The 11,423-nt window shown below is 60.1% G+C and carries 10 protein-coding genes, 1 other RNA gene and 1 riboswitch; of the genes, 5 read left to right on the top strand and 6 right to left on the bottom strand.

The window, feature by feature from the left end; translation table 11 throughout:
* The first annotated feature begins 131 nt into the window (after positions 1–131).
* The gene (locus tag CFter6_RS04590; protein ID WP_061538920.1) at positions 132–1,358 is read left to right on the top strand and encodes an MFS transporter; all 1,227 of its coding nucleotides are present in this window, start codon (positions 132–134) and stop codon (positions 1,356–1,358) included.
* Between the two features lie 94 nt (positions 1,359–1,452).
* Entirely contained in the window at positions 1,453–1,941 is a 489-nt protein-coding gene (locus CFter6_RS04585) for a Dps family protein (RefSeq protein ID WP_041741205.1), read from the top strand.
* A 1-nt stretch (position 1,942) separates the two neighbouring features.
* On the opposite strand, the gene thiE is transcribed toward CFter6_RS04585, so the two are convergent.
* From thiE to thiC, 5 genes are read right to left on the bottom strand one after another with little or no spacing between them, the layout of a single operon-like run.
* A complete protein-coding gene (thiE, locus tag CFter6_RS04580) occupies positions 1,943–2,557 on the bottom strand; it encodes a thiamine phosphate synthase (protein ID WP_061538919.1) in 615 nt (204 codons plus the stop codon).
* Between the two features lie 4 nt (positions 2,558–2,561).
* Positions 2,562–3,377 (bottom strand): bifunctional hydroxymethylpyrimidine kinase/phosphomethylpyrimidine kinase, encoded by an 816-nt coding sequence (gene thiD / locus CFter6_RS04575; protein ID WP_061538918.1) that lies wholly within the window; start codon positions 3,375–3,377, stop codon positions 2,562–2,564.
* Positions 3,374–4,186 (bottom strand): thiazole synthase, encoded by an 813-nt coding sequence (locus tag CFter6_RS04570; RefSeq protein ID WP_061538917.1) that lies wholly within the window; start codon positions 4,184–4,186, stop codon positions 3,374–3,376. Before CFter6_RS04570 ends, thiD begins: the two co-directional genes overlap by 4 nt.
* Before the next feature lie 58 nt (positions 4,187–4,244).
* Positions 4,245–4,445 carry a sulfur carrier protein ThiS gene (gene thiS / locus CFter6_RS04565; protein WP_082815000.1) on the bottom strand — a complete coding sequence of 67 codons (201 nt, stop codon included), beginning with the start codon at positions 4,443–4,445 and terminating at the stop codon, positions 4,245–4,247.
* Positions 4,446–4,453: 8 nt separating this feature from the next.
* Complete coding sequence (thiC, locus tag CFter6_RS04560) at positions 4,454–6,376, bottom strand: phosphomethylpyrimidine synthase ThiC (RefSeq protein ID WP_061538915.1); 1,923 nt, start codon at positions 6,374–6,376, stop codon at positions 4,454–4,456.
* Between the two features lie 96 nt (positions 6,377–6,472).
* Positions 6,473–6,580: riboswitch (TPP riboswitch) on the bottom strand.
* 259 nt (positions 6,581–6,839) lie between these two features.
* On the opposite strand from thiC, the gene CFter6_RS04555 reads away from it, so the two are divergent.
* Together CFter6_RS04555 and CFter6_RS04550 are read left to right on the top strand one after the other, a co-directional pair.
* The gene (locus CFter6_RS04555) at positions 6,840–9,674 is read left to right on the top strand and encodes a valine--tRNA ligase (protein ID WP_061538914.1); all 2,835 of its coding nucleotides are present in this window, start codon (positions 6,840–6,842) and stop codon (positions 9,672–9,674) included.
* A 67-nt stretch (positions 9,675–9,741) separates the two neighbouring features.
* Positions 9,742–10,203, top strand: coding sequence for a DUF2147 domain-containing protein (locus CFter6_RS04550; RefSeq protein WP_061538913.1), 462 nt, complete (start codon positions 9,742–9,744; stop codon positions 10,201–10,203).
* A 102-nt stretch (positions 10,204–10,305) separates the two neighbouring features.
* Here CFter6_RS04550 and CFter6_RS04545 read toward each other — a convergent pair whose 3' ends face one another.
* Entirely contained in the window at positions 10,306–11,148 is an 843-nt protein-coding gene (locus CFter6_RS04545) for a 2-keto-4-pentenoate hydratase (RefSeq protein WP_061538912.1), read from the bottom strand.
* 195 nt (positions 11,149–11,343) lie between these two features.
* Between CFter6_RS04545 and CFter6_RS04540 the strand changes: the two genes are divergently transcribed.
* Positions 11,344–11,418: non-coding RNA, sX9 sRNA (locus CFter6_RS04540), on the top strand.
* Positions 11,419–11,423: the final 5 nt, after the last annotated feature.

Below are 11,423 nucleotides of genomic sequence, written 5' to 3'. Positions count from 1 at the left end.
AGCACCATGCTGTCATCGCGCCAATGGCAAGCGCCAGCAGCATCGGGGCCAGGAGAGTAAAATACTGCAACGCATCAATCCTCTTCTCAGCAATTCACCTAATCAACCCAACAACCAAGTCGTCGTCCACCATGCCCGAAGAAGTTAGTCTCGACCGCGCCAGCCAGCCGCCGTCCGGGACCGCCGTCACGTTCCACATCGTTTCTACTGCATTTTTTACATTCATTTGCTATCTGGCAATCGGCATACCGCTGGCGGTGCTGCCCGGCTACGTCCATACCGACCTCGGCTACAGCTCGGTGCTGGCCGGCCTGGCGATCAGCATGCAATACCTGGCGACCCTGCTGAGCCGGCCGTTCGCCGGCCGCATGGCCGATTCGGTCGGCCCCAAGACCGCCGTCCTGCGCGGCCTGGCCGGCTGCAGCATCAGCGGCGTGTTCCTGCTGGCGGCGGGGTTCTTTCCGCACATGCCGGCGCTGAGCCTGGCCATCCTGCTGATCGGCCGGCTGGTGCTCGGCTGCGGCGAGAGCATGGTCGGCACCGGCGCGATTACCTGGGGCATTGGCCGGGTCGGCGCCCAGCACACTGCGCGCATGATTTCCTGGAACGGCATCGCCACTTATGGCGCACTGGCTATCGGTGCGCCGCTGGGCGTGGTGATCCACCATGCCTGGGGCCTGGCGGCGGTAGGCGCCACGGTGACCGTGCTGTCGCTGGGCGGTTTCCTGCTGGCGCGCCTGAAAGCGGCGACAGCCGTGGTGCGCGGCGAACACTTGCCGTTCCAGCACGTATTGCGCAAAGTATTTCCACATGGCATGGGCCTGGCCCTGGGCTCGATCGGCTTCGGTTCCATCGCCACTTTCATCACCTTGTTTTACGCCAGCCACCAATGGCCCAATGCGGCATTTTCCCTGACCTTGTTCGGAACCTTCTTTGTCGGCGCGCGCCTGCTGTTCGCCAGCACCATCTCGCGCTTCGGCGGTTTCCGGGTGGCGATCGTCTGTTTTTCGGTCGAAGCGCTTGGCCTGTTGCTGTTGTGGCAGGCCAGCTCACCTGCGCTGGCGCTGGTCGGCGCGTCGCTCACCGGTTTCGGTTTTGCCCTGATCTTCCCCGCGCTCGGTGTGGAAGCGGTAAACCTGGTGCCGGCCACCAACCGCGGCAGCGCCCTCGGCGCCTATTCGGTGTTCCTCGACCTGGCGCTGGGCGTCACAGGTCCGCTGGCGGGATTGATCGTGGGCCAGTTCGGTTATCCGGAAGTGTTCCTGTTCGCCGCCGTGGCGTCGCTGGCCGCGGTAGCTTTGACCGTCAGCATGTATCGCCGAGCGCAGCCGGCTGCCAGTACTGCCGTCCCCGGTTAAGCGGGGAAAAACACGCGCATTGCTTTGCCTGCGGCGAATTGACTTAAAATCGAACTGCAAGTCTTCATACATCACTGTTAGAAGGAGTAGCGCAATGGTAAAGAAAAGCGTCGCCGTCATCGACATCGGCATCAGCGACAAGGATCGCAAGAAAATCGCCGACGGGCTCAGCAAGCTGCTGGCCGATACCTACACCTTGTACCTGAAAACCCATAATTTCCACTGGAACGTCACCGGGCCGATGTTCAATACATTGCACCTGATGTTCGAAACCCAGTACAACGAACTGTGGCTGGCGGTGGACCTGATCGCGGAACGGATACGCGCGCTCGGCTACCCGGCGCCGGCTACCTACAAGGCCTTCTCCAAGCTGACCTCGATTACGGAAGAGGAAGGCGTGCCGAACGCGACCGCCATGATCCAGCAGCTGGTGCAAGGGCAGGAAGCCGTCACCCGCACCGCGCGTTCGATTTTCCCGGTGGTTGACGCCGCCTCGGATGAACCGACCGCGGACTTGCTGACGCAGCGTATGCAGCTGCATGAAAAAAATGCGTGGATGCTGCGCAGCCTGCTGGAAACCTGATCTAGCGATTTTCAAATAACGCAACGAAGCTGCGCGCCGCAGCGACAGGATCGTCAGCCAGGTAAACGCTGCTGATGGCGGCCACCATATCGGCGCCGGCGGCAATCAGTGGCGCTGCATTCTCTTGCGTCATGCCGCCGATCACCACGTTCGGCGCCGCGATTTGCGCTTTGGCGCGGGTGACGATGTCGGGCGGCGTAGTGACCGGATATTTCTTGACGCGCGACGGATAAAATCCGCCGAAAGCCACATAGCTGGCGCCGTCGCGGTAGGCGGCATGCGCCAGTTCCAGATCGCCGTAACAGGACGCGCCGACAATCTTGTCCGCGCCCACCGTGGCCCGCACTTCGGCCACGCTGGCGTCGGTGCCGCCGACGTGGATGCCGTCGGCTCCCAGTTCCATGCACAGCTCGACATAATCGTTGACGATAAACGGCCGTTGATAACGCCGGCACAATTTCAGCAAAGCTTCGGCTTGTTGCCGCCGTTGCACGGCATCCGCGGTCTTGTGCCGGTACTGCAGCAAGGCCGCGCCGCCCTGCAAGGCTTGCTCGCTTACCTGCAACAATTTGTCGGTGTCGTCCCAATCGGGTGTGACGATGTATAAACCCTTCATCGCTTTATCCTCGTAATTTTAAGAATGGCAGAGTGCGGCTAGGGATGCGCTGGCCGGCCGCGATTGCATAGGATGCCGCCAAAGTCTGCTGGCAATAGGTTTGCGCAGCGTCTATCGCCGGCTCCATGTCCATGCCTTGCGCCAGCAGCGCCGACAACGCCGCCGCCAAGGTGCAGCCGCTGCCGTGGAATTCGCCCGGCAGGCGCGGCCAGCGCCAGTTGCGTTGCTGCGTCTTGCTGATCCAGCGGTTCAAGACTTCATCCGGTTCCGGTCCATGGCCGCCCTTCAGCAGTACATGCCGGCAGCCGCGCTCAAGCAGCAGCATGGCTTGTTGCTCAGGACCGATCTCGGCGCCGCACAAGCGGTCAGCCTCAATCCGGTTCGGCGTAATCACCGTGGCCAGCTCGAATAGCGGGGCCAGCGCCGCGACCGGGTCGTCGCTTGCCAGGCTGTCGCCGCCGCCGGTCGCCAGCACCGAATCGAACACCACCGGTAAATCGGGCTGCCGTGAACGCAGTTCGCGGATAACCGCGGCAATCGCTTCGGCATTGGCGCGATTGCCGACGATGCCGAGCTTGACCGCGGAAATATCGATGCGGTCGACCAGCGCCTGCGCCTGTTGCCGCACCAGTTCGGCAGCCACTGGATGGACGCCGAACACGTGCTGGTTATCCTGCACCGTCAGCACCGTCACTACCGATAAAGGATGTGCGCCGAGTGCGGCAATCGCCGTGATGTCGGCCTGCAAACCGGCGCCGCCGCTCGGATCCGAGCCGGAAAACACCAGCACGCAGGGTGGCGGCGCAGCACCTGCTTTCACTTGAGTCGTCCGGCCATCGGCGAAGACGGCGATGCTGCAAAGCGTTTCGGAATCCGGCCGGCGAGAAACGCTTCGCGCCCGGCTTCAATCGCCAGTCGCATCGCCCGCGCCATCCGGATCGGGTCCTGGGCGCCAGCAATCGCGGTATTCATCAGCACGCCGTCGCAGCCCAGCTCCATCGCAATCGCCGCATCGGACGCCGTGCCGACGCCGGCATCGACCAGCACCGGCACCTTGGCCTGTTCGATGATCAGCGACAGGTTCCACGGGTTCAAGATGCCCATGCCGGAACCGATCAGCGACGCCAGCGGCATCACCGCGACGCAACCGATTTCTTCCAGCAGGCGTGCCTGGATCGGATCATCGCTGCAATACACCATGACGTCGAAGCCGTCCTTGACCAGTGCCTCGGCCGCTTTCAAGGTCTCCGGCATGTTGGGAAACAGCGTGCGTTCGTCGCCCAGCACTTCCAGCTTGGCCAGCTTGTGTCCGTTCAGCAGTTCACGCCCGAGCTGCAGGGTATAGATCGCATCGGCCGCGGTGTAGCAACCTGCCGTGTTGGGCAGGATGGTGTAACGCGACGGCGGCACCACGTCCAGCAGGTTGGGCGCTTTCGGATCCTGGCCGATGTTGACGCGCCGGATCGCCACCGTGATGATTTCGGCGCCGCTGGCTTCGGTGGCGGCGCGTGTCTGCTCTAGGTCGCGGTACTTGCCGCTGCCGACCAGCAGCCGCGAGCTGTAGGTCTTGCCGGCGATGGTCAGGCCGGAGTCTGCTTGTCCCGTTGCGGGAGATGAGTTCAGATTCATGACAAATCCTCTAATAAAGAAAGTTGCAGGGTGGGCATGCTATGCCCACCCTACGGTTTCAGCCGCCGCCGATAGCGCGCACCACGTCAACCTTGTCTTGCGGTTGCAAGACGCGCTGCGGCCACAGGCTGGCCGGCACCACCTGCCGGTTGACGGCGACCGCCACCGCCTTGCCGGCCAGTTCCAGCGCCGTGATCAGCTGTTGCAGGTTCTCGCCGTCAGCCAGCGGATGCGGTGCACCGTTCAGAACGATTTCCATCATCGGCCTCACTGCTTGCTATAGATTTCCGCGCCGTTCTTGACGAACTCGATGGCTTTCACTTCCATCCCTTGCTTCAACGCGGCGATGTCGGAAATGCCTTGCGCGGCGGCATATTCGCGCACTTCCTGGGTGATCTTCATGGAGCAGAAATGCGGACCGCACATCGAGCAGAAATGCGCCACCTTGGCGGAATCCTTGGGCAGGGTTTCGTCATGGAATTCGCGCGCCTTGTCCGGATCGAGGCCGATGTTGAACTGGTCTTCCCAGCGGAATTCGAAGCGTGCTTTCGACAAGGCGTTGTCGCGGATCTGCGCGCCCGGATGTCCCTTGGCCAGGTCAGCCGCATGCGCTGCGATCTTGTAGGTGATGATGCCGTCCTTGACGTCGACCTTGTTCGGCAAGCCCAGATGCTCCTTCGGCGTGACGTAGCACAGCATGGCCGTGCCGTACCAGCCGATGGTGGCGGCGCCGATGCCGGACGTGATGTGGTCGTAGCCAGGGGCGATGTCGGTGGTCAGCGGTCCGAGTGTGTAGAACGGCGCTTCGTGGCACTGTTCCAGCTGCAGGTCCATGTTTTCCTTGATCAGGTGCATAGGCACGTGGCCGGGGCCTTCGATCATCACTTGCACATCGTGTTTCCAGGCGATCTGGGTGAGTTCGCCCAGGGTCTTCAGTTCCCCCAGCTGCGCTTCATCGTTGGCGTCGTAGATCGAGCCAGGACGCAAGCCGTCGCCGAGGCTGAAACTGACGTCGTAGGCTTTCATGATTTCGCAGATGTCTTCGAAATGGTCATAGAGGAACGATTCGCGGTGGTGCGCCAGGCACCACTTGGCCATGATCGAACCGCCGCGGCTGACGATGCCGGTCAGGCGCTTGGCGGTCATCGGCACGTATTGCAGGCGGACGCCGGCGTGGATGGTGAAATAGTCCACGCCCTGCTCGGCTTGCTCGATCAAGGTGTCGCGGAAGATTTCCCAGGTCAGGTCTTCGGCCTTGCCGTTAACCTTTTCCAGCGCCTGGTAGATCGGCACGGTGCCGATCGGCACCGGCGAGTTGCGGATGATCCATTCGCGGGTTTCGTGGATGTGCTTGCCGGTCGACAGATCCATCACGTTATCGCCGCCCCAGCGGATGGCCCAGGTCATTTTCTCGACTTCTTCGCCGATCGACGAGGTCACCGCCGAATTGCCGATGTTGGCGTTGATCTTGACCAGGAAATTGCGGCCGATGATCATCGGCTCGATTTCCGGGTGGTTGATGTTGGCAGGAATGATGGCGCGGCCACGGGCGATTTCGTCGCGCACGAATTCCGGCGTGACAAAATCGCCCGCGGCCGGCAGCGAAGCGCCGAAAGACTGGCCGGGATGCTGGCGGCCCATCAAATCGGCCAGCTTGTTGCCCATCGGGCCGGAGGCTTTCAGCTCTTCCAGGTATTCCTTGCGGCGCATGTTTTCGCGGATCGCCACGAATTCCATTTCCGGCGTGACGATGCCCTGGCGCGCATAGTGCATTTGCGAGACGTTCTTGCCGGCCTTGGCGCGGCGCGGCTTGCGGTGCAGGTTGAAGCGCAGTTCGGCCAGCTTCGGATCGTTGAGGCGCTCGATGCCGTATTCCGAGCTCGGGCCCGGCAGTTCTTCGGTATCGTCACGTTCCATGATCCATGGCAGGCGCGGCGTCGCCAGGCCGGAACGGATATCGATCTTTACATCGGGATCGCTGTATGGTCCCGAAGTGTCATAGACATAGATCGGTGGATTCTTTTCAGCGCCGAACGAGGCCGGCGTATCGGACTGGCTGATCTGCCGCATCGGTACGCGGATGTCAGGACGCGAGCCGGTGACATAGATCTTGCGGGAATTCGGCAGGGGATGGATTGCGGCTTCATCCACCGTTGCTGTGGCGGACAAGAATTTTGGATTGGCGTTCATATTGGCTCCTTTGCTTGTAATTCATGGCTTGGAGCCAGCAAAGGAGTTTTCGAGTCTGGTGGCGCGGGATCACGGAACAGCATTGTGAATCGGCCGGTTACATCTCGACAGCTTCCCTTCGCTGGCATTACCCAGATCAGGTTCGAGGGTATTTCTCACCCGATTGCATTGGCATTTCAGCAATCAGGACCCCTAGCGTTGCATTGCCCCGGTGTTTGAATGAATCTAAGTCCCAAGGCAGCGGAAAGGATTTTACACCCGCAATCGGCTTGCGGTATATCGAAAATCCGGGTTTCCTTATCCCAGATCAAGTATAGAAGCCGGCGATCCGTGGCAAATCCGCCTGCGCGATTGTCTTTACGTCAAAAAACCATGTCTGCCAGGCCCCAATGCTAGGAGCGAGTCGGCTGCGTACTTTATAATCATCGTTTTAGATCGCTTTAGCAAAGAACCCCAATAAATCATGGAATTAGCCAAGTCTTTCGACCCTGCCGAGATTGAACAATTCTGGCGCAGCGAGTGGGAAAAGCGCGGGTACTACACCGCCACCACCGACGCCGACAAGCCGTCCTTCAGCATCCAGTTGCCGCCGCCCAACGTCACCGGCACGCTGCACATGGGCCATGCTTTCAACCAGACCATCATGGATGGCCTGACCCGCTACCATCGGATGCGCGGTTTCAACACGGCATGGATCCCGGGCACCGACCACGCGGGCATCGCCACGCAAATCGTGGTCGAACGGCAACTCGATGCGCAAAAAATTTCGCGCCATGACCTCGGCCGCGAGAAATTCGTCGAAAAAGTCTGGGAGTGGAAAGAAAAATCCGGTTCCACCATTACCGGCCAGATGCGCCGCATGGGCGCTTCCACCGACTGGAGCCGTGAATATTTCACGATGGACGACAAGCTGTCCGGGACCGTGGTTGAAGTATTTGTACGCCTGTTCGAGCAAGGCCTGATCTATCGCGGCAAGCGCCTGGTGAACTGGGATCCGGTGCTCGGTACCGCAGTGTCCGACCTGGAAGTAGTGTCGGAAGAAGAAGACGGTTCGATGTGGCATATCCGCTATCCGTTTGCCGACGGCAGCGGCCATCTGACGGTGGCGACTACCCGTCCGGAAACCTTGCTGGGCGACGTCGCGGTGGCAGTCGATCCGACTGACGAACGGTATATCCATCTGGTCGGCAAGATGCTCAAGCTGCCGCTGACCGACCGTGAAATCCCGGTCATTGCCGACAGCTATGTCGACAAGGAATTCGGCACTGGTTGCGTGAAGATCACGCCGGCGCATGATTTTAATGACTACGCGGTAGGACAACGGCACAATCTGGCGCAAATCACCATCTTGACGCTGGACGCCAAGATCAATGAAAACGGGCCGGCCCAATACCAGGGCATGGATCGTTTCGCGGCGCGCAAGCAGATAGTAGCCGACCTTGAGGCCCAAGGTCTGCTGGAATCCGTGAAACCGCACAAGCTGATGGTGCCGCGCGGCGACCGCACCGGCGTGGTGATCGAACCGATGCTGACCGACCAGTGGTTCGTGGCCATGAGCAAGCCGGCGCCGGAAGGCACGCACTTCCCGGGTAAATCGATTACCGAAGTCGCACTGGAAAAAGTCGCCAACGGCGAAATCCAGATGATCCCGGAAAACTGGAACAACACCTACAACCAGTGGCTCAACAATATCCAGGACTGGTGCATTTCGCGCCAGCTGTGGTGGGGCCACCAGATCCCGGCCTGGTATGCCGACGACGGCAAGATCTATGTCGCCCGCAATGAAGCGGAAGCGCAAGCCAAGGCTGCTGCTGCCGGCTATACCGGCGCGCTGCGGCGCGACGACGATGTGCTCGATACCTGGTTCTCATCGGCGCTGGTGCCGTTCTCGACCCTGGGCTGGCCGGAAGAAACGCCGGACTACAAGATGTTCCTGCCATCGTCGGTGCTGGTCACCGGCTTCGACATCATCTTCTTCTGGGTGGCGCGGATGGTGATCATGACCACCCACTTCACCGGCAAGGTGCCGTTCAAGACCGTGTATGTGCATGGCCTGGTACGCGACGGCAATGGCCAGAAGATGTCGAAGTCGAAGGGTAATACGCTTGACCCCATCGACCTGATCGACGGCATCACGCTCGAGGAGCTTGTGGCGAAGCGTACTGTCGGGTTGATGCAACCGAAGGATGCGGAACGCATTGCTAAGGCGACCCGCAAGGAATTTGCCGACGGCATCCCGGCCTTCGGCACCGATGCACTGCGCTTCACATTCGCCTCACTGGCGACGCTCGGCCGCAATATCAATTTCGACCTCGGCCGCTGCGACGGCTATCGCAACTTCTGCAACAAGCTGTGGAACGCCACCCGCTTCGTACTGATGAACACCGAAGGCAAGGACTGCGGTTTCGACGGCCATACGCCTGGCGTCTGCGACAAGGAAAAACTGCAATTCTCGCAAGCCGACCGCTGGATCGTGTCGCTCCTGCAGCGCACCGAGGCTGAAGTCGCCAAGGGTTTTGCCGACTACCGTTTCGACAATATCGCTTCGGCCATCTACAAATTCGTCTGGGATGAATATTGTGACTGGTACCTGGAAGTGGCCAAGGTGCAGATCCAGCAAGGCAGCGAAGCGCAGCAGCGCGCTACCCGCCGCACCTTGCTGCGCGTACTGGAAGTCGTATTGCGCCTGGCGCATCCGGTCATCCCGTTCGTCACCGAAGCCTTATGGCAAAGCGTGGCGCCGCTGACCGGCAAGGCGCTCGATCCGGCCGGCGACTCCATCATGCGCCAGCCTTATCCTGAAGCGAACCTGGAAAAGATCGATGACAGCGCGGAAGCCTGGATGACCCAGCTGAAGTCGCTGACCGACGCCTGCCGCAACCTGCGCGGCGAAATGCAGTTGTCGCCGGCAGTACGGGTGCCGCTGATCATCGCCGGCGCGGCGGACCAGCAAGCGACCTTGCTGTCGTTTGCACCGTACCTGCAGGCCTTGGCGAAATTGTCAGAGGTGCAAGTAGTAGAGACTCTACCCGAATCCCCTGCGCCGGTCTCCATAGTGGGCGATGCTAAGCTGCTGCTCAAGGTAGAAATTGATGTTGCAGCTGAACGGGAACGTTTGGGCAAGGAAATCACTCGTATTGAAGGTGAGATGGCGAAAGCCGAGACCCAGCTAGGCAATGAAAGCTTTGTCGCAAGAGCACCGGCACAGGTGGTTGCGCAGATGCGGGAGCGCCTGGTCAGTTTTTCGAGTACCCTTGAGAAACTTCGCGAACAGTTTGCAAAATTAAAAGTATCTTGATTTCTTAATAATATGATTGTCCCGGCCCGCAGCAATGCAGCCGGTGCGACAGAAACAGGAGACAAACATGAAGAAACTTTTGACGCATCTTTTGACGACCGCAATCGCCAGCACCGCCTTGCTGGCTTTCGGCGCCTTCGCGCAGGACACCAGCTCGGCAGTCGGCCTCTGGAAGAATATCGATGACCATACCGGCAAGCCCAAGGCACTGATCCGCATCAGCGAAGCCAATGGCGAACTGCACGGCAAGATCGAAAAACTGCTGCGCGATCCTAGCCAGGACCAGAATCCGAAATGCGTGAAATGCCAGGGCGAGCTGAAAGACCAGCCTATCCTCGGCATGACCATCATCAACGGCATGAAAAAGGATGGCAACGAGTACAACGGCGGCACCATTCTTGATCCGGACAACGGCAAGGTCTACAAGAGCAAGATGGCACTGATCGACGACGGCAAAAAACTGAACGTACGCGGCTATATCGGCGTACCGATGCTTGGCCGCACCCAGACCTGGGTACGCGAAGAGTAAGTGCTTCGCCAGACTAGCACGCTGCTCCCAAAAAAATGCCGTTCAAGCGATTCGCTGAACGGCATTTTTATTTGCCTGGCGCCACACCCTGCATCAGATGGATTACACGAAGGATACCGTCAAGCCTGGCAGCGCGATGCCTGAAAATGCGGTGACCCAAGTCTGTCCCGCCTGCACCGGATAAGCATCGGTCCAGGTGCCGGTAGTGATGATTTCGCCGGCCTGCAAAGGCGTGAACTGCGATTGCGCATTCAGCACCTGGTGCAAGTGCCACAAGGCGTGCACCGGACTATCCAGCACGTCGCTGCCGAAACCGGCGCCGCACAGGGTCACCGAATCTTCGGTGCAGCACGACAGCGAAACGCTGGCGTTGGCCAGCATGCTGGCGAGATTGCGGCGGGTTGCCGTCGACAGCATATGCGGCTCGCCGACGATCAGCGTGCCGTGCAGGCCGAACGCAGCGATCGCATCGACCACTTCGAACTTCCAGTCCGGGAATGGACACACCACGATTTCGAAGGCGTGCGCCATCCATTCGATGCAGTCGGCGATTTCCTCCAGGTCCGCATCCGGCGCCGGCGTCCGTCCCAGGCTGAACACTACTTCCGGTTCGATGCGCGGCTGCAGGGCCCCTTCCAGGCTCTGGATGCCGCGGTTATCTTCAGCGTAGCGCACGGTACTGTCGAATACGTGCGCCCAGATCGGCGCATTGATAGTTTCGGTGATGCCGTATTTCGGCCAGATGGTGCGGTTGCTGAAGCCGACCTTGCGGCCGACCGGGGTATCGCCCTGGCCGATGCTGGCGTCCAGGATGCGCTTGCCGATATCGTATCCATCCATCGGCGAGAGAGCGTCGGCGGCCGACAACAGCGGCATCAATTTGGCACGCGCCCGCGCATCCAGAAGCTGGTTGGCGTAACGGTTAGCTTTGGTAGACATAAGCATGGTTGACTTGCACACTATTAGTGAAGGCTATCGTATTGTCTGTGACGTTCAATTTTTACACAAGCGCAGAAACATTGACATTTCGACACCTGGATTGCGGGACGACACCGGGCCCGCGGTCCTGCCTTGATTAGAGCCTATTCACGATCTTACTGCGCACCCGTGATCTGGCACTAATCGGTGCTCGAAATCCTCATGTACTGAAGTACACTCCGGTTTCTCCGCGCCGTTTAGTACCAGCTGACGGGCGCTCGCTACAGATCGTGAACAGGCTC

The sequence above is a fragment of the Collimonas fungivorans genome (assembly GCF_001584145.1).
GTDB lineage: Bacteria > Pseudomonadota > Gammaproteobacteria > Burkholderiales > Burkholderiaceae_D > Collimonas > Collimonas fungivorans.
Note: the sequence above shows the minus strand (reverse complement) of the source record. Positions and strands in the feature narration are given on the sequence as shown.

Bases quoted from the DNA above. Each gene is read 5' to 3' on its own strand.
- CFter6_RS04590 (WP_061538920.1), top strand. From the start codon at position 132: ATGCCCGAAGAAGTTAGTCTCGACCGCGCCAGCCAGCCGCCGTCCGGG.
- CFter6_RS04585 (WP_041741205.1), top strand. From the start codon at position 1,453: ATGGTAAAGAAAAGCGTCGCCGTCATCGACATCGGCATCAGCGACAAG.
- thiE (WP_061538919.1), bottom strand. From the start codon at position 2,557: ATGAAGGGTTTATACATCGTCACACCCGATTGGGACGACACCGACAAA.
- CFter6_RS04570 (WP_061538917.1), bottom strand. From the start codon at position 4,186: ATGAATCTGAACTCATCTCCCGCAACGGGACAAGCAGACTCCGGCCTG.
- thiS (WP_082815000.1), bottom strand. From the start codon at position 4,445: ATGGAAATCGTTCTGAACGGTGCACCGCATCCGCTGGCTGACGGCGAG.
- thiC (WP_061538915.1), bottom strand. From the start codon at position 6,376: ATGAACGCCAATCCAAAATTCTTGTCCGCCACAGCAACGGTGGATGAA.
- CFter6_RS04555 (WP_061538914.1), top strand. From the start codon at position 6,840: ATGGAATTAGCCAAGTCTTTCGACCCTGCCGAGATTGAACAATTCTGG.
- CFter6_RS04550 (WP_061538913.1), top strand. From the start codon at position 9,742: ATGAAGAAACTTTTGACGCATCTTTTGACGACCGCAATCGCCAGCACC.
- CFter6_RS04545 (WP_061538912.1), bottom strand. From the start codon at position 11,148: ATGCTTATGTCTACCAAAGCTAACCGTTACGCCAACCAGCTTCTGGAT.